Source organism: Martelella mangrovi, from assembly GCF_040545495.1.
Classification (GTDB): Bacteria; Pseudomonadota; Alphaproteobacteria; order Rhizobiales; family Rhizobiaceae; genus Martelella; species Martelella mangrovi.
Genome location: NZ_JBEPLY010000003.1, coordinates 394,531 through 411,445 on the forward strand (window position 1 = coordinate 394,531; position 16,915 = coordinate 411,445).

16 protein-coding genes are annotated in these 16,915 nt (G+C 60.7%); 7 read left to right on the forward strand and 9 right to left on the reverse strand.

The window, feature by feature from the left end; translation table 11 throughout:
• Window positions 1-50: 50 nt before the first annotated feature.
• A complete protein-coding gene (cckA, locus tag ABID12_RS06510; RefSeq protein WP_435528184.1) occupies window positions 51-2,660 on the forward strand; it encodes a cell cycle histidine kinase CckA in 2,610 nt (869 codons plus the stop codon).
• Window positions 2,661-3,125: 465 nt separating this feature from the next.
• Here the strand turns inward: cckA and ABID12_RS06515 are convergent, their stop codons facing one another.
• On the reverse strand, window positions 3,126-5,114 hold the full coding sequence (locus ABID12_RS06515) for a bifunctional 2',3'-cyclic-nucleotide 2'-phosphodiesterase/3'-nucleotidase (protein WP_354433556.1): 1,989 nt from the start codon (window positions 5,112-5,114) through the stop codon (window positions 3,126-3,128).
• A 175-nt stretch (window positions 5,115-5,289) separates the two neighbouring features.
• Between ABID12_RS06515 and ABID12_RS06520 the strand changes: the two genes are divergently transcribed.
• Window positions 5,290-5,874, forward strand: a complete 585-nt coding sequence (locus tag ABID12_RS06520; RefSeq protein WP_354433557.1) for a GNAT family N-acetyltransferase — start codon at window positions 5,290-5,292, stop codon at window positions 5,872-5,874.
• On the opposite strand, the gene ABID12_RS06525 is transcribed toward ABID12_RS06520, so the two are convergent.
• On the reverse strand, window positions 5,858-6,343 hold the full coding sequence (locus ABID12_RS06525) for an Lrp/AsnC family transcriptional regulator (protein WP_106304687.1): 486 nt from the start codon (window positions 6,341-6,343) through the stop codon (window positions 5,858-5,860). The two genes, ABID12_RS06520 and ABID12_RS06525, sit on opposite strands and share 17 nt — an antisense overlap.
• A 244-nt stretch (window positions 6,344-6,587) precedes the next feature.
• On the opposite strand from ABID12_RS06525, the gene ABID12_RS06530 reads away from it, so the two are divergent.
• Entirely contained in the window at window positions 6,588-7,259 is a 672-nt protein-coding gene (locus ABID12_RS06530) for a PadR family transcriptional regulator (RefSeq protein WP_354433558.1), read from the forward strand.
• A 68-nt stretch (window positions 7,260-7,327) separates the two neighbouring features.
• On the opposite strand, the gene ABID12_RS06535 is transcribed toward ABID12_RS06530, so the two are convergent.
• From ABID12_RS06535 to ABID12_RS06565, 7 genes are all read right to left on the reverse strand, one after another.
• Window positions 7,328-7,891: a GNAT family N-acetyltransferase gene (locus tag ABID12_RS06535; protein ID WP_354433607.1), complete on the reverse strand. Its 564-nt coding sequence runs from the start codon at window positions 7,889-7,891 to the stop codon at window positions 7,328-7,330.
• Between the two features lie 5 nt (window positions 7,892-7,896).
• Complete coding sequence (gene sseA / locus ABID12_RS06540; RefSeq protein ID WP_354433559.1) at window positions 7,897-8,748, reverse strand: 3-mercaptopyruvate sulfurtransferase; 852 nt, start codon at window positions 8,746-8,748, stop codon at window positions 7,897-7,899.
• Window positions 8,749-8,780: 32 nt separating this feature from the next.
• A complete protein-coding gene (locus tag ABID12_RS06545; RefSeq protein ID WP_354433560.1) occupies window positions 8,781-9,503 on the reverse strand; it encodes an alanyl-tRNA editing protein in 723 nt (240 codons plus the stop codon).
• Window positions 9,504-9,513: 10 nt separating this feature from the next.
• Window positions 9,514-10,545 carry a cysteine synthase A gene (locus ABID12_RS06550; protein WP_354433561.1) on the reverse strand — a complete coding sequence of 344 codons (1,032 nt, stop codon included), beginning with the start codon at window positions 10,543-10,545 and terminating at the stop codon, window positions 9,514-9,516.
• A 99-nt stretch (window positions 10,546-10,644) separates the two neighbouring features.
• A complete protein-coding gene (locus ABID12_RS06555; RefSeq protein ID WP_354433562.1) occupies window positions 10,645-12,075 on the reverse strand; it encodes a cryptochrome/photolyase family protein in 1,431 nt (476 codons plus the stop codon).
• Between the two features lie 89 nt (window positions 12,076-12,164).
• The gene (locus tag ABID12_RS06560; protein WP_106304665.1) at window positions 12,165-12,785 is read right to left on the reverse strand and encodes a DAK2 domain-containing protein; all 621 of its coding nucleotides are present in this window, start codon (window positions 12,783-12,785) and stop codon (window positions 12,165-12,167) included.
• Between the two features lie 205 nt (window positions 12,786-12,990).
• Window positions 12,991-14,331, reverse strand: coding sequence for a L,D-transpeptidase (locus tag ABID12_RS06565; RefSeq protein ID WP_354433563.1), 1,341 nt, complete (start codon window positions 14,329-14,331; stop codon window positions 12,991-12,993).
• 130 nt (window positions 14,332-14,461) lie between these two features.
• Here ABID12_RS06565 and ABID12_RS06570 point away from each other — a divergent pair, with 130 nt between their 5' ends.
• The 4 genes from ABID12_RS06570 to ABID12_RS06585 all read left to right on the forward strand — a co-directional run bounded on the left by ABID12_RS06570 (window position 14,462) and on the right by ABID12_RS06585 (window position 16,909).
• Entirely contained in the window at window positions 14,462-15,298 is an 837-nt protein-coding gene (locus ABID12_RS06570) for a DUF4432 family protein (protein WP_354433564.1), read from the forward strand.
• Between the two features lie 67 nt (window positions 15,299-15,365).
• The gene (locus tag ABID12_RS06575) at window positions 15,366-15,704 is read left to right on the forward strand and encodes a protein tyrosine phosphatase family protein (protein ID WP_354433565.1); all 339 of its coding nucleotides are present in this window, start codon (window positions 15,366-15,368) and stop codon (window positions 15,702-15,704) included.
• Window positions 15,705-15,740: 36 nt separating this feature from the next.
• Window positions 15,741-16,085, forward strand: a complete 345-nt coding sequence (locus tag ABID12_RS06580) for a RidA family protein (protein ID WP_106304653.1) — start codon at window positions 15,741-15,743, stop codon at window positions 16,083-16,085.
• Window positions 16,086-16,180: 95 nt separating this feature from the next.
• Window positions 16,181-16,909, forward strand: coding sequence for a ribonuclease T2 family protein (locus ABID12_RS06585; protein WP_354433608.1), 729 nt, complete (start codon window positions 16,181-16,183; stop codon window positions 16,907-16,909).
• Window positions 16,910-16,915 lie beyond the last annotated feature (6 nt).

Here is a 16,915-nt window from a genome sequence, read left to right on the forward strand (position 1 = left end):
TTCGCCGCGGGGTGCTGTTCCTGTCGGCAGGCGCAGATGACGAGGTTGCAATGGTATTGGATCGACAGAGCGAAAAGGCCGGCAAGCCTGTGGTCCGGGGTGGTCCGGGGGCCGGCGTTTTCGCCAGGCTTGCGCTGGTGTTGCTGATTCTGGCGGCCATCATCACGCTCGGTTATCAGTATCGGGGCTATCTGCCGGACGATATTCTGCTGGCGATTCTGGGCCTTTTTGCGATCCTCGGGGTTTTCTTCGGACTGGCCGTTCTGACCGGCCTTGTGCAGCTGTTTCCCGGCGCACGGCAAAATCATTTCGCCGGACCGTTTCTGGACCAGTACCCGGAAGCCGTCGTGATCACTGATCATCGCGACCGCATGGTTTATGCCAATGCGGCTTACGGGCGGATGACCGGCAATGAGGGGGGCGGTGTGCCGCCAAGCCTCGAGTCGCTTCTGTCCGAGGAGCCTGAAAGTTCGGAAGTGCTCTACCGACTGACCCAGTCTGTGCGCGCCGGCAAGGACGGTCAGGAAGAGTTTCGGCTGACCCGCGCACTGTCCGGCAGGGACGGGGACACGGCGCGGTGGTATCGTTTGAGCAGCCGCTTTTTCCCGGTAACCGACAGCCGCGCGCATACCCGCAATTACAACATCTGGCAGATCTGCGACATCACCGAGGAACGGCAGGAACAGGAGCGTTATTTCAAGGAGTTGCAGAAGGCGATTGATTATCTGGATCATGCGCCGGTCGGTTTCCTGACCTGTGATTCCGACGGCAAGATCCGTTATCTGAACGCCACACTTGCCAGCTGGATCGGCATTGATCTGGCCGGTTTTGTCGCCGGCACGGTTGCGCTGGCGGATATCGTCGACGGTGAGGGCATGACCCTGCTTGAAACCCTTGGCGTCGAGGCCGGCCAGCGGGTGACCGAAACGCTGGATGTATCGCTCAGGCTGCCATCGGGCCGTCACCTGCCGGTCACGCTGCTGCATGATGTGACCGCCGACCGCGACGGCCGCCCGGCGGAAAGCCGCACGGTGATAGTGAAGCGCGAAGACAGCAAGGGCAGTGGCGGCGCCGGGGCGACGCAGGGCCATTTCTTCGACGACACGCCGATGGCCATTGCAACGCTTGACCGCGATGGTCGGTTGCTGACCACCAACACCCGCTTTCTGGCGATGTTCGCCGACCTCTTGAAGCGCGAGGATATCGGGCGCGGCGCACGTATCGCCAGTCTGATTGACGAAAACGATCAGACCAGGGTGAGCGAGGCGCTGGTAGCTGCCGCAGACGGGCAGGGCGAGATTGCCCCCTTCGAGGTGCGTCATGCGACCGATGACGGCCGTCACTTCCGCTTTTTCGTGCATGCCGCCAGCGGCTCGGGGCCGGACACGGTCGCGCTGGTCTATGCCATTGAGATCAGCGAGCAGAAATCGCTTGAAGCCCAGATGGCGCGCACCCAGAAGCTGAATGCCGTTGCCACGCTTGCTGGCGGTATTGCCCATGATTTCAACAATGTGCTGACGGCCATCCTGTTGTCGGCGGACCATCTTCTGTTGCAGTCGCGGGCCTCGGACCCAGAATTTGCCGATCTCGTCGAGATCAAGCGCAATGCCAACCGCGCATCCGGCCTTGTGCGGCAATTGCTTGCCTTCTCGCGCCAGCAGACGATGCGCGCCGAGGTCGTCGACCTCAACGATGTCATCGGCGACAACCGGATGATGATCGAGCGGCTGACGGGCGGATCGGACATCAGGCTGACGACCGATTTTGCCCGCGAACTGTGGCCGGTGAAAGCCGATCCGGGCCAGTTCGGCCAGGTGGTCACCAATCTCTGTGTCAACGCCCGCGATGCGATGCCGGGCGGCGGCACGCTGACGATCAGCACGCGCAATATTGCCGCCGGCGAGGTCGCCGCGCTCGGTCTGCGTGAGGTGCCGGAGCGCGATTTCGTGCTGGTCGAGGTGGCCGATACCGGAACGGGAATCGCGCCCGAAGTGCTCGACAAGATTTTCGAACCGTTTTTCACCACCAAGGATGTCGGCAAGGGCACCGGTCTCGGCCTCGCCATGGTCTATGGCATCGTCACCCAGTCCGGCGGTTTTCTGCATGCAATCTCGGAGGTTGGTACGGGAACCCGTTTCCTCATTCTTCTGCCGCGCCATGCCCGGGCGGCAAGCGAAGCCGTTGCCGCGCCTAAGGATCACAGGGGCCAGCCGATTGCCGCGGCCTTCTCCGAGGGCAATGAAAGCGACAACGAGGCGCCGCGCGAGGAGGATATGGACCTGACGGGCCAGTCCGCCGTGGTGCTGCTGGTGGAAGACGAGGATGCGGTACGCCGCTCGGGCAAGCGCATGCTGGAAATGCGCGGATTCACCGTGCATGAGGCCGATACCGGCGTGCACGCGCTGAAGATCCTCGAAAGACTGGAAGGCGCAGTCGATATCGTCGTCTCCGACGTTGTCATGCCGGAAATGGACGGACCGACGCTGCTGCGCGAGGCGCGTGGGCAATATCCCGATTTGAAGTTCATCTTCGTTTCCGGCTATGCCGACGACGCGTTCGCCAAGAACCTGCCCGACGACGCCAAATTCGGTTTCCTGCCGAAGCCGTACAATCTCAAGCAGCTGGTTGCTGCCGTCTGGGACATGCTGCGTGAGGGGTGATGTGGTCAGTCGGCCCTAGAGCGTTTCAGACTGAAATGGAAACAGTTCTGTTTGCCCAAACCGGTCATTCCACGCGAAGAAGTCCGCGCGGCATAGCCATAGCTATGGCGAAGGGCTTCGACAAAGTGGATGGCCGGTTTCGGCAAACCCTGAAGGGCGGCATGAATTTGCGCCATTACCGGCGGTCTTCGACTTGGACATAGCTAGGGCTATGCCCAGCGCCAAAGCCCTTGGTCTTGGCGCAAATTCCTTGCCGCAGAACGATTCCATTTCAGTCTGAAATGCTCTAGCCGGCTCGGATTATTGACAAACCCCGCAAGCAACCACGGTTTCGCCTCCTTCCCCGCCGTCATACCGGCTCAAGGCCGGTATGACGAACGAACGAGGGGGTGAGCTTTGTCAGTAGTCTGAGGGGCGGGAAAATATTCCGCCCCCGGGGGTTCCCGTAAAGCGCGATTTTTCTGATCACAGAACAATCCGATAAAGCGCAAATCCGTTCTCGCCGTCGCCGGCGGTTTCGATCTTCGCGCCCTTCACATCGGCAATGTATTCCGCCGCGCGCGGGCCGGTTTCGAACACGGCTGTGGTGCCGGGCATCGGGGCGAAGGTCCAGTTGAAATCGGCCGACGGGTTGATGGTGCCCTGGTCGACGATATAGCGGACGATCACGTCGCGGTTGGTATCCGGACCGACGAAGACGATGACGTCGCTGTCGATATCCGGAAAATTGCCGCCACCGCCGGCGCGGTAGTTGTTGGTCGCCACCACGAATTGCTGTTCGGGATCGATGGGTTTGCCGTCGAAGGCAAGATCGACGATGCGGTGCGAATCCGGGCTGGCAAGCGAGCCGTCCTTGGCATAGCGCGCCGGTTTCGACAGGTCGATCTTGTAGGTCACGCCGTCAATGACGTCGAAATTGTAGGACGGAAAATCAGGATTGAGGAGCGGCGCATCCGTGGCGCCGGGTTCGACCTGATTGAACATGCCGGCCGACATTTCCAGCCACTCCCTGACCTGCGCGCCGTTGATGAGAACCGCGCGGGCGGTGTTGGGGTAAAGATAGAGGTCGGCAACGTTCTTGATGGCGATGTCGCCGGCGGGGACTTCGGTATAATAATCCGGGCCGCCGCGACCGCCGGCCTTGAAGGGCGCGGCGGCTGAAAGGACCGGGAAATCCTTGTATTCGCCGTCTTTCAGCATGTCCTTGGTGTACCAGGTCTGCGCGCGTGACACGATCTGCACAGAGGGGTCGTCGGCCACCAATGCGAAATAGGATTGCAACGGCGCGGATGTCTTGCCGACCGGGGTGCGGACATAGTCCAGCGTGGCGTCGTGATCGGCCTTGACGGCGGAAACCACGGCGGGGGCGGATTCGACATCGGCCACCACCTTGCGGTCTTCCGTGCGGTGATAGATCGGACGGGCCTCGGTGGTGAAGTCGACAATCTTCCAGCTGTTGCCGTCCTTTTCCAGAAGCAGGTCGATAAGGCCCATATGGGAGCCCCAGAAGCCGCCCATGGCGGCCGGTTTGCCCTGCAGCGTGCCCTTGACCGGGTCGACGCCGGCAATGCCCTGAAAATCGGTCGGGCCGGGGAAGACAAGGTGCTGGTGACCGGTAAAGACGGCATCGATGCCATCAACACCGGCAAGATAAAGCGAGGCATTTTCCATCAGTTCCGCCGGGCCGGAGCCGTCTATGCCGGAATGGGAGAGCGCGATAATGATATCCGCGCCGTCTTCCTTCATCACTGGAACCCAAGCTTCGGCCGCTTCGACGATATCGCGGGTATTGGCCTTGCCGGAAAGGTTCTTTTCGTCCCAGACCATGATCTGCGGCGGCACGAAGCCGATGAAGCCGACCTTGACCGGGCTCGTATTGCCGGCGCCGTCGGTAATCATCTTCTCCTTGATCATGTAGGGTTTGAAGAACAGGTCGTCCTGTGTCGGATCGTTCGCAAGGGCGCCCTTTGTCAGATTGGCGCAGACATAGGGGAAATTCGCGCCGCCCGTGACCTTGAACATGAAGTCGAGGCCGTAATTGAATTCGTGATTGCCGAGCGTGCCGATCTCGTAGCCGAGCACATTCATGGCCTTGATGACGGGGTGGATATCGCCGTCATTCATGCCGCGCTCATAGGCAACGTAATCGCCCATCGGATTGCCCTGCAGAAAGTCGCCATTGTCGATCAGCATCGAATTGGTCGATTCGGCGCGAATGGCATCGATGATCGAGGCGGTGCGGGCAAGGCCCATCGTGTCGTTGGGGCGGTCGGCATAATAGTCATACGGAAGCACGTTGACGTGGATGTCCGTGGTTTCCATCAGCCGCAGATGCGCCTGATTACCGGTGGCGTTGGCGGCAAAGGGGTGGAGAACGATCAGCGCCGATGTTGCGGACATGCCGGCCAGAAGAGCGCGGCGCGAGATCAGGGACGACAGTACGGGCGTGGACATGAAGGCTCCGGGGTTCGTCGTTTGCAGGGAAATGCTGGAACACGTTCATCGCTTCGCACCGTCATGTGACAGGCGGTTGACATCGGGCGTGAAAGCGCACCAACCTTATGCCGATTTACGGAAACAATAGGCAGGCTATTCGCAGGCATGCCGGCCGTCAATACGGGAGGGAAGTTTGGTTACCAGTTTCACGATCCGAAATGCGGCCCGCGAGGATGTGCCGGATATGGTGCGGCTGATCAACATTGCCGGCCATCGCCTGCCGCTGTGGTGCTGGGGGCAGCTTGAGGGCGGGGCCGAAGATCCCTGGCAGGCCGGCCGCGAAAGTGCCGCCCGCGAAGATAGCGCGATCTCCTGGACCAAGGGCACGGTCGCGACACTCGGCTCCGATGTCGCTGCGCTGATGATTGCCTATCCGCTTGCCGACACGGCGCCGGGCTATGGCTGCGAAATCGATCATCCGGTCATGAGCCCGCTGCGCGACCTGAAACGGCAGGCCGAAGGAACGTTCCACATTCACGTTCTGGCGGCCTATGCGGAATATCGCGGGCGCGGGCTCGGTTCCTTCCTGCTCGACAAGGCGGACCGGCTTTCCGAAACCAACGATATCAGCCTGATCGTCTCTGAAGCCAATGCGCCGGCCCGGCGTTTTTACGAACGCCTCGGCTTTGTCGAGAAGGCGCGGCAGGCGCTGGTGACAGCGCCCGACTGGCAGGCCGATGGCGACAACTGGTTACTGATGATCAAGCCGGCGGCGTGACGAAGGCTTCGTCGACATCGACATTGAGGCGCTCGATGATCGGCCGAAGCGCGAAGGATGAATTGATCTGCACCACATGCGGCAGGGCGGAAAGCCAGTCGCGGTGGATGCGCTCATAATCTTTCAGGTCCTTGGCCGCCACACGCATTACATAGTCATATTCGCCGGAGACCATGTAGCAGACGATAATGTTCGGGCAGCGCCTGACGGCCTCCTCGAATTCGGAAAGCGTGCGGGCGAACTGACCGGACAGCGAGATGTGGACAAGCGCCGTCATCTTGTATCCGAGCGCCTCGGGGGAAATCTTGGCGGTGTAGCCCTCGATCACGCCGCTCTTTTCTAGAAGGTCGAGCCTGCGTGAGCATGCCGATGGTGATAGACCTACGGTTTCCGCTAATTCGGCATTGGTGATGCGGCCATTGTTCTGAAGCGCCTTCATGATTGCACGATCGATATCGTCCAGGTCCAATTTTCGAACTCCCTGCGAATTTTATTGTTCTTCTTCGAACAATAATCTGTTTTTTCAGTGAAGAAAACCGTTTCCCGCAAGGAAATTCTGTTGCGGGCTGGACAGGGTTTCGGAAGCGGACTGGCAGGGGCATGAGACCCGAAACCGCAATAAGATACTATTTCGTTATATCTAAAATCTTGTAACCGGCTTCTCTTCGATCTATATTTCGATATATCGAAAACATGATCGAAAGGACGCTGACATGCACGGACATTCTGGCAGGCATCACGATTGGTGCGATTGTGACGTGCGGGCGCTGTTCGCAATGGGGCGGGGGCCCGGACGCGGGCCGGGGCGTGGACCCGGTCGGGGTGGTGGTCACGGCTTTGGTGGCGATGATGGCGGCGGCCGTATCGGCCGGTTCCTCGGCCATGGCCGTATGCGCTTTCTGGTATTGCAGTTGATTGCCGATGAACCGCGCCACGGTTACGAGATCATCAAGGCAATCGAGGAGTTGAGCGGCGGTTTCTACTCACCCAGCCCGGGCGTCATCTATCCGACGCTCTCCTATCTCGAGGATGGCGGCTATGTGATCGCCACGGTCGAGGGCAACAAGAAATCCTACGCGATTACCGAAAGCGGCCGGGCCTATCTCGATGAGCAGGCGCCGGAGGCGGCGATGGCGCTCAAGGCGCTGCAGGCCGTGGCGGAGCGGCTGAGCGCCCGGCAGATGAAGCGCGAGCGCGCCCGCGGCGGCGATAACCTGCCGCGCAGCGTGGAGGCGGCATTTCTCAATCTGCGTGAGGTGATTGATCGGCGGCTGGAACAGGATGCGGGCGCAAGCGCTACGATTGTTGCCGAACTTCTGGGACTTGCCGAAAAAATGGAAAATGCCGGAACGCCGGATGACGGTACGGCGCCGGCTGAGCACTGACCGCATAAAACAACCCGTCCGCCGCCGAAGACCGGAGCGGGCGGGTTTCATCCGATTGCCGGACGTTGCTAAAGCTTGCGGGTGAAGGCCAGCAACTCGGCATCCGAAAGCGGAGTGATTTCGCTTTCGTAGGTCGATACCGGCGAAAAGCCGAATTGCTGGTAAAGCTGCAGCGCGCGCGGATGGTCGAGGCTGTTGGTGGCGGTGATGATCTTTTCGGGCTTGTCGGCCCACATCGCCTTCAGCCCCTGAAGCAGGAACCATTTGCCGACACCGAGGCCAAGCGCGCGTTCGAACAGGCCGAAATGAATGAGTTCGGTGATCCCGCCATCCTGTTGCTGATACTCGTAAAAGCCGGCCGGCGCGCCCTCCAGATAAAACACGGTGATGGTGGTGCGCTCATTGTGGACGTTGGCGGAAAGTTCCTCATCGCTCATGCGGATACGGTCGACCCATTCCCAGCGGGTTCCGACCTGACGGTATAAGAACCGGTAGAAGGGCAGCGGTATCTGCGGAACGCGCATCAGCGCAAGATGCAGGTTGGACGGCGCAATGATGTGTGCCTTTGGCGGCGCCGTCATCTCCAGTTCCGTGACATGGACGCTGAGCGGTGTCTGCTGCTGGTTTTCCATCGTGCTCACGCCTTCCCGGTCACAATCTCTGTATCATCGCGGCCGCCCCATTGTGACCAGGAGCCATCGTAGAGGCTGTTATCCGTATGGCCAAGGCTTTCCAGCGCAAGGGTGATGATGGCCGCTGTTACGCCGGACCCGCAACTGGTCACCACCGGCTGGTCCAGATCGATCCCGGCTTCGGTAAACATTGCCCTCAATTCATCGTTGGAGCGGAACCGTCCGTTTTCAGAAAACGCCGTTGCGGGCAGGTTTTTCGCACCCGGCATATGGCCGGAACGCATGCCGGGGCGGGGCTCGGGCTCGATCGCCTCGAAACGTCCCGCGCCGCGGGCGTCGGCGATCTGGCTTTTGCCCGACGCGACAACTTCGCGCATCGCCTCGAAGGAGGTCACCCTGTGGGCCTGAAAATCCGGGGTGAAAGTGGCGGGCTGCGGTGCCGGAACGATGGTTTCAACCGGGTGGCCTTCAGCCTTCCAGCCGTCGAAGCCGCCATTCAGCACATAGACATCGCCGGCTCCCATGATTTTCAGCATCCACCAGACGCGGGGTGCTGCAAAGATGCCGGGCCCGTCATAGACCACGATCGTGTCTGTTTCGCTGATGCCGCGCTTGCCCATTTCGGCCGCGAAGAATTCGGGAGCGGGCAGAGAGTGCGGCAGACCGGTGGTGGTATCGGCGAGCGCGTCCTGATCGAAGAACACCGCGCCGGGAATATGGCCTTCGGCATATTCCGCCTTGCCGTCGCGATTATGGGCGGGCAGATACCACGAGGCGTCGATGACGGAAAATCCGGCGCGGTTCAGGCGCCCGGCCACCCATTCCGGCGAAACAATATACCGGCTTTCAGCACTCATCTTGCTCAAACTCCTTGAAAAAACTGATAGGCTTACGCGGTGAAGCGAATACGAAAACGGCGGTTTTCACGGCCCTTTTTCTCGACCTTGCCGATGTGGACGGGGCCGACCTCGGCGGTGCTTCGCACGTGTGTTCCCCCGCAGGGCTGACTGTCGACCGACGAGCCCGCGCCGATGCACACAAGCGAGACACGGCCCATGCCGATGGGCGGGCGGACATTCTTCGATTTGACGATATCCGGATTGGCGGCGAGTTCCGCGTCGGTGATCCACTGGACATAGATCGGATGGTCTTCGGCCACGAGCTTCATCATCGCGTCGCTGACCACCTGTTTGTCGACGGTTTCGCTCATGTCGAAATCGACGCGCGATTCGTCCTCGCCGACGGAGGCGCCGGTGATCGGGTAGGGACAGACGACGGAAAGCAGATGGCATGCGGTGTGCATGCGCATCAGCTTCAGCCGGCGCGGCCAGTCGATTTCAAGAGACAGTGTTTCGCCGGGATGCGGCGGGGTTTCGCCTTCGGCCAGCACATGCAGGATGACATCCTTGCCTTCGCCGTGGCGGGTAACGCCAAGCGCAAGCGTCGAACCATCGGCGCGCCGGGCAATACCGGTGTCGCCCGGCTGGCCGCCGGACGTTGCATAGAAACAGGTTCTGTCCGTTTCGAATGTGCCGTCATCATGCACCGCCGTGACAACCGCATCGCATCTGGCAAGGTAGAAGTTGTCACGGAACAGGGCATCAACAGGCATGGGTCACTTTCTATTCGAACGGTACGGCGATCTCCGTTGTCGCCGTCAGCCATTCCGGCACAGGCAGGCCTTTGTCCTTCAGGAAGGAAGGGTTGTAGAGCTTCGACTGATACCGGTTTCCATAATCACAAAGTACCGTGACAATGGTGTGGCCGGGGCCGAGTTCGCGCGCAAGCCGGATGGCGCCGGCTATATTGATGCCCGATGAACCGCCCAGGCACAAGCCCTCTTGGGTCACCAGATCGAATATCAGCGGCAGGGCCTCGCTGTCGGCAATGCGATAGGCGAAATCGGGTGTGAACCCGTCGAGATTGGCGGTGATGCGGCCCTGGCCGATACCTTCGGTAATCGAGCCGCCTTCGCTCTTGAGTTCGCCATTGCTGTAGAATTCGTAGAGGGCGGCGCCTTCCGGATCGGCAATGCCGATCTTGATGTCACGGTTCTTCGCCTTCAGCCCCATGGCGGTGCCGGCAAGGGTGCCGCCCGAGCCGACGGCGCAGATGAAACCGTCGACCTTGCCGTCGGTGTCGCGCCAGATCTCTTCCGCCGTGGTCTCGATATGGGCATCGCGGTTGGCGGTATTGTCGAACTGATTGGCCCAGATTGCGCCGTTCGGCTCGCTCTTTGCCAGTTGCGCGGCCAGCCGTCCGGAGAGTTTTACGTAGTTGTTCGGATCGCGATAGGGCTTGGCCGGCACTTCGACCAGCTTGGCGCCGAGGAGCCGCAGCGCGTCCTTCTTTTCCTCCGCCTGGGTTTCGGGAATGACGATCACGCTCTTGTAGCCGAGCGCATTGGCGACCATGGTCAGCCCGATGCCGGTATTGCCGGCCGTACCCTCGACAATGGTGCCGCCGGGCGCAATCAGGCCGCGCCGTTCGGCGTCGCGGATGATGTAGAGTGCGGCGCGATCTTTCACCGACTGGCCGGGGTTTAAAAACTCCGCCTTGCCGTAGATGGTGCAGCCCGTGGCCTCGGAAGCCGCCCTGAGTTTGACCAGCGGTGTGTTGCCGATGAGGTCGATGACCGAGTCTGATGTCGTCATGGTCGAAAATCCTTGCATTTTTGCGTCCCAGAAACGCCTTTGGCGGGATTCAGGCAAGGTATGCGATTGCCCGTTTTAAAGCATTTGCGCAAACCCATTTCAGTCCTTGATCTTCTCGAAGGCGGCAAGCGCGCGGTTGCGGGCTTTCTTGTGGTCGACCAGAGGCTTTGGATAGTCTTTGCCCAGCGTCACGCCGGCGGCATCGAGCACATCGCGCGGTGCATCGAAGGGAGCGTGGATATGTTTTGCCGGCATGTCTTCAAGCTCCGGTACATAGCGGCGGACATAATCGCCCTGCGGATCGAACTTGTTGCCCTGAAGCACCGGATTGAAGATCCGGAAAAACGGTGAGGCGTCGGCGCCCGAGCCTGCCACCCACTGCCAGTTGGCCGGGTTGGACGCCGGGTCGGCATCGACAAGCGTGTCGCGGAACCATGCCTCTCCCTTGCGCCAGTCGATCATCAGATCCTTGATCAGGAAGGAGGCGACAATCATGCGCACCCGGTTGTGCATCGTGCCTTCCTGCCAGAGCTGCCGCATGCCGGCATCGACGATCGGATAGCCGGTGCGGCCGCGCGTCCACGCGTCGAAGGCTTCGTCATTGTCCTGCCAGGCAAAGCCGTCGAACCGGCTGTTCCAGTTTTCGGTGCGCAGATCGGGGGCGTGAAACAGCAGGTGATAGCAGAAATCCCGCCAGACCAGCTCCTGCAGGAATTTTTTCCTGTTTTCCGACGACAGGTCTTTGGCGCGCCCCACCCGGTGCCAGATGGTGGCCGGTGAAATCTCGCCAAGTGCGAGGTGCGGGGACAGCATCGAGGTTGCCTCGATATCCGGCCGGTCGCGCGATGATGCGTAGTGTTCGGCGATGGCGTCAATGAACCGGTCGAGCTGGCGGTTCGCCGCGGCCTCGCCGGGCGTCCAGATATCGTCAAAGCCGGCGGCCCAGTCCGGTTTTCCGCTATAAAGCTTCCAGTCTTCAAGCCGCTCGCTCTGCGGTTTTGTATCGGGCGCTGTCAGCCTGTCGGGCGCATCCTGCGGATCGGCAATTCGCGGGTCGGCGGAAAAAGCCTTCCAGAAGGGGGTATAGACCTTGTAGGGGCCACCGGATTTGGTTTCGAATTTCGACGGCTCGTGCAGGATCCGGCCGGCAAAGCTCTGCGCATCGATGCCGTCATCGCGCAGCTTTTGCTTCAGTGCTTTATCGGTGCGCATGCCGTCGGGCGTGTAGCGCCGGTTCCAGTAAACGGTTTCGGCGCCGGTCTCCTCGATCAGGTCGGCAATGATCGTCCCGGGTTTTCCGCTTTTGAGCACAAGGCCGGTGCCGAGTTCATCATAGGCCTCGCCAAGGCGGGCAAGCGAGCGTTCCAGCCACCAGGCCTGGGCGCCGCCCAGTGCGCCGGCCAGGTCATCCTCGCGGATATAAAGCGGGATCACCGGGCGGTCGCCCTTGGCCGCGGCCATCAGCGCGGCATTGTCGTTGATGCGGAGGTCCTGACGGATCCAGTAGATCGCGGGTGTCTTGTTCGGCATGATATCCTGTCACGGCAATGAATGACCATGATGTAGGGCAGGCCCGTGCAGGAGAAAAGGCCGGTGGAGGCTAAACGGATGCCAAGATGCTAATCCTGCAGCGCGTAACGCATCGAGCGCATGATCAGAACGGCAGATGCACAACCGGCATCCATCACCTTGTCCGGATGGGCAAAGGGCAGGGGATCGTTGTCGGTCGCCGGCTCGGAGCCTGCAAGGGCTGCATCGGCTGCCGCGGTCAGACAGTCGGCCATATGGCGGCCATTGTCCCGTGCGGCCTCATAGGCTTTGAGTGCGGGCTTCCAGGCGTCCACCATGTTCTTGTGCGGCGCGTTTGCCTGACCATGGTCGATGATGCCGCTGGCCATGGCGGCAAAGGCCCGGTCGAAATCATCCTCGCTGATGACGTGGCTTCCCGGAAGGCGGCTGCCGGCCCGCCGGAAGGCGGAGGCGTAGAGCCGGGCAGAGGCGGAATCGATTTTCAGAAAGGTTTCGGCGGCCATGTCGAAGACGCGGGCGGGCGTGACCGATGACGGATCGAGCGCTGCCAGCTGATGTTCCATGGCAATGAATGCCGAGGAAATGACTTCCCCGTGGTCGCCGTCGCCGGAAATCGTGTCCAGCCTGCTCAGCCAGAGACTGTTGCGGGAAACCGCTGCCGCGATTTCCGAAAACATACCAATGATCTCAAATGAAGTTATATCGTCCATGTTCGGTTTACACCGCTGAAAACTGATGATGCGCCTGCTGTTTCAGACGCTGAAAAAAGGTAATTCGAAAAACGCCAAACTATCGTTCTTTTATAGACCAGAATTTTACATTTGCGAAGGTGCAGCGGGGCTGTTTTTGCCCGCTGTCATATTCGATTTCCCGGTTTTCTGACGTTTGTCAGGAACGGCCTGGCACCGCTCCGGTTCACTCGACGAACTCCACCGTGACGCCCGGGCTGACCATTGCGGCCAGTTCCTGTGCATCCCAGTTTGTCAGGCGCACGCAGCCATGGCTGGAGGTCTTGCCGATCTTGGCGGGATCGGGCGTACCGTGAATGCCATAGCTGGGTTTTGAAAGCGCGATCCAGACATTGCCCACAGGTCCGTTCGGCCCCGGATTGATGGTCAGGACCCGGTCATTGTCGCCCTGCTTGAAGTTTTTCGACGGGTTGTAGGTATAGTTGGGATCCAGCGCCACCCGCTCGACCGTGACGGTGCCCGACGGAGACGGGGTGTCCGTCGACCCGATGGTGGCCGGATAGGCGGCAACCAGAGCGCCTGCCTCGTCATAGGCGAAAAGCTGCTTGAGGCTTTTATCGGCGATGATGCGGGTAACGGCGCCTTTCTGCTTTCCGCCCGGGTTGACCACCTTGATCACCGTTCCGGGGCGGGAGAAATCGGCGTCGGGATTAAGCGCCTTCAGAAAGCCTTCATCCATATGGAATTTTTCCGCAAGCATCTCCGAAACCGAGGTGTAGGAAAGCGCCGGAAGCTCGGCCTTGCGGCCATAATCGGAGGGAATGCTGGCGACATACGGGCCGGCAGCGTCCTCAGCGGTAATGGTGTAGTTTTTCACCGGCAGTCCGCCTTCCAGCGACAGCGATTGCAGGATGGTTTCGCTGTCGGCGTCAGCATCAAGCTGGCGGCCGCTCTTTTCGGCGTAGGCGTCCAGCGCCTTGCGGACATTATTGCCCATCAGCCCGTCAATCACGCCCGGTGAAAGGCCGTTGCGGTCCAGAAACACCTGAAGCGCCACGACATTCATGTCCGGTTTTGCATTGGCCTGCGCCCTTGCCGGAGCCCTGTCGGGTTCGGGGGCGGCTGGCGCGGGGATGTCCGGGGGCGGCGGAAAGCCATAGCTCTCGGACGGGGTTTCGTTCCAGCCGCGCGGCGGGTTGTTGTACCGGTCAGGCCGGTTTGCAAAGCGATCACCGTTCCAGCCCCGGTCATTGCGGTGCCAGCCACGCTCGGCCAGGCTTGCCGGACCACCACGGTTTTCCCGGAGGCTGCGATATTCCCGGGCCGACATTTCGGTGGCCACAAGGTTGCCGGACCGGTCGAGCAGGATCGGCCTGCCCTCGGCGTCGGTGCCCATGACCACGCTGCCATATTCGGGGATGTAGTCGAGCTGGCGTCCGTCCGGGGCGACCAGAAAAATCTGCCGACCGTTCTTGTAAAGCGGCTCGTGGGCCGCAGCCGGTTCCGTCACCGGCAGGAGCGCCAGGGCGAAAACAAATGGGATCGTGTAAAATCTTGCTTTTTTCATGGTTTCAACGCATTGCTGCTGTCATCGGCGAGCGCTTGCGCCTGGCCTCGGTTCGTTTGATTTTCGCTTCTACGGAATGAACGTTCGCTGAACACATCAGTTTCAAATAACAGCAGACTTGGTTAACAAAATGATCGAATTCGCTGCCAGAAGCGGCCCTTGCGTTTTTCTTGATCCGACCTCGGTCATGGATATTGCCGGCTGTGTTGTCGCCGGTGTCGATATCGCTCCCAAACGGGCGATCCCCGATGATGGCGATCCACGGATCGATCACTCGCTCGAAGGGTTTCTTTTTACCTGCGGACCGGATCACATTCGCCACCCCGAACCGGTCGAGGGCGATGAAAACCGGTTTTTCCCGCTGCACGGCTCCGTTTCCGGCAATGCCGCTGCGGTGAAATCGCTGGAAATCAGCGCTCTGGGAGCGGAATGCGTCTGCCATATCCCCGTCAGGACCGCCAATGGCGGCGACATGCTGATCGAGCGCGTCTGGACGCTTGACGGTGCCACCGGTGCGCTTGAACTGACCGATACCGTGGTCAACACATCGGACACGCCGCTGCCGGTGATGATGATGTATCATATCAATTTCGGCGCCATGCACCTTGATGACGGCGTTCGGCTCACAAGCGAATCGCTGCCCGAAAAATCTCTGCCCTGGCATTTCGGGGAGGGCGATCACGGCCTTTTCTGCGTGCCGGCCGTGGCCGATGACGATGGCTGGTCGAAAACGCGGTTCGGGCCGATTGCGGCCCTTGGCGGGTTGTCGTTCAATCTCGAGGTCGATACCGATACACTGCCGTTTCTGCAGATCTGGCGCAATCAGGAAGCGCCGGCCCATATCGTCGGCATCGAGCCGGCCTCCCATCGCGCGGCAAGCCGGAAGCAACTGGCCGAGGATGGAGAACTGACGCTGCTTGCCCCCGGTGAAACGCGCAAATTTCGTTTGCGTATCCGCTTTTCATGAGCATTGGCGACCTTGCAATGTCAAACGGCTCGCTTACCTTGCTGCCAAAATGCGAAGGAGAACCGGAATGAACATCCGTCCGATCGATGATTTTTATGCCGTCAGCGAGCAGATCACGCCCGAAGACATCGCCGATATCAAGGCGCAGGGCTTCAAATCCATTGTCTGCCACCGGCCCGATGGCGAGGAAGCCGGTCAGCCGGCCTTTGCCGATGTCGCGGCGGCGGCCGAAAAGGAAGGGCTTTATGTCGCTCATGTGCCGGTCGGCGGCATGGGGCTGACGCCCGATGCGGTCACCGGCATGGTGGATGCGCTCGACGATCTGGAAAAACCTGTGCTCGGCTATTGCCGCTCGGGCGCCCGTTCGACCCGGATTTACGAAGAGGCCAAGCGTCTGCGCGGCTGAGGTTTCTTGTTGAATGAAATTGGAAAGAACCGAAACATGACTGTAAAACGTATTGAAGTTGGCCCGCTGATGACCGGTGCCGTTGTGCATGGCAACACCGTTTACCTTTCCGGCCAGACCGGTGCCGGTGCCACCGTTGCCGAGCAGGCAAAGGATTGCCTCGCCAAGGTTGATGCGCTTCTGGCCGCTGCCGGCAGCGACAAGTCGAAACTGCTGCAGACGCTGATATACCTGAAGGATATGGGCGATTTCGCCGAGATGAATGCGGTGTGGAAGGACTGGATCGATCCGGCCAACCCGCCTGCACGCGCCACCAGCCAGGCGGCACTTGCCACGCCGGACTTTCTGGTCGAGTTCACGGTCACTGCCGCGCTGGACTGATTTTTGGTCTTTTGGGTAGGATCAACGGCCTCCGGCGAAACAGTCGCGGAGGCCGTTTGCTTTTGAGAGGGGAATTGATGGCAGGGGCGAAGAGGCTGCGGAATATGAGGATGCGGGTGTCTGCGGCTCTTCTGTGCCTGGCGGCTGGCCTGTCGGCGACGCCGGCGCTGGCGGGGCGAACCGAGGCGCTTCTGGCCGTCAGCTGGCAGCCAGCCTTTTGCGAGGGGCAGCCGGACAGGCCGGAATGCCGCAGCCAGAGCGAAGACCGGTTCGATGCCCGCCGCTTTTCACTCCATGGTCTCTGGCCCATGGGGGACAATTATTGCGCAGTCGATAAAAGCCTGCGCGATATGGATGCGGCCGGAGACTGGCTGGATTTACCCGCACTCGACCTTGAAACAGGCACACGGGCAGCGCTTGAGACGGTGATGCCCGGTACGCAGTCCGGGCTTCAGCGCCATGAATGGATCAAGCACGGCACCTGCAGCGGGATGACGGCAGAGGCCTATTACGCCCGTTCGCTCGCTCTGCTGGAGGATCTGAACGCCTCGGCGGTGGCCGATCTGGTTGCTGAAAATCTCGGCACCTATCTGTCCGCCGATGCCATCACGGCCGCCTTCGACACGGCTTTCGGGCCCGATGCTGCCCGGCGCGTCAAAATGAAATGCCGGAGAGATGGCGACAGAACGCTGATTACCGAACTGACGATCGGGCTTGGCGCAGGTTACGGGCAGGACAGATCGCTCGCTGACCTCATCCAGTCCGCCGGCGGCACGTCGTTCGGCTGCGCCGGCGGTATCGTCGATCCCGCAGGTTTCGACTAGCGACGA

What these genes read in the sequence shown, in the direction of transcription:
- cckA (WP_435528184.1), top strand. Translation starts at nt 51, where the DNA reads ATGGTATTGGATCGACAGAGCGAAAAGGCCGGCAAGCCTGTGGTCCGG.
- ABID12_RS06515 (WP_354433556.1), bottom strand. Translation starts at nt 5,114, where the DNA reads ATGTCCACGCCCGTACTGTCGTCCCTGATCTCGCGCCGCGCTCTTCTG.
- ABID12_RS06530 (WP_354433558.1), top strand. Translation starts at nt 6,588, where the DNA reads ATGCACGGACATTCTGGCAGGCATCACGATTGGTGCGATTGTGACGTG.
- ABID12_RS06535 (WP_354433607.1), bottom strand. Translation starts at nt 7,891, where the DNA reads ATGGAAAACCAGCAGCAGACACCGCTCAGCGTCCATGTCACGGAACTG.
- sseA (WP_354433559.1), bottom strand. Translation starts at nt 8,748, where the DNA reads ATGAGTGCTGAAAGCCGGTATATTGTTTCGCCGGAATGGGTGGCCGGG.
- ABID12_RS06545 (WP_354433560.1), bottom strand. Translation starts at nt 9,503, where the DNA reads ATGCCTGTTGATGCCCTGTTCCGTGACAACTTCTACCTTGCCAGATGC.
- ABID12_RS06550 (WP_354433561.1), bottom strand. Translation starts at nt 10,545, where the DNA reads ATGACGACATCAGACTCGGTCATCGACCTCATCGGCAACACACCGCTG.
- ABID12_RS06555 (WP_354433562.1), bottom strand. Translation starts at nt 12,075, where the DNA reads ATGCCGAACAAGACACCCGCGATCTACTGGATCCGTCAGGACCTCCGC.
- ABID12_RS06560 (WP_106304665.1), bottom strand. Translation starts at nt 12,785, where the DNA reads ATGGACGATATAACTTCATTTGAGATCATTGGTATGTTTTCGGAAATC.
- ABID12_RS06565 (WP_354433563.1), bottom strand. Translation starts at nt 14,331, where the DNA reads ATGAAAAAAGCAAGATTTTACACGATCCCATTTGTTTTCGCCCTGGCG.
- ABID12_RS06570 (WP_354433564.1), top strand. Translation starts at nt 14,462, where the DNA reads ATGATCGAATTCGCTGCCAGAAGCGGCCCTTGCGTTTTTCTTGATCCG.
- ABID12_RS06575 (WP_354433565.1), top strand. Translation starts at nt 15,366, where the DNA reads ATGAACATCCGTCCGATCGATGATTTTTATGCCGTCAGCGAGCAGATC.
- ABID12_RS06580 (WP_106304653.1), top strand. Translation starts at nt 15,741, where the DNA reads ATGACTGTAAAACGTATTGAAGTTGGCCCGCTGATGACCGGTGCCGTT.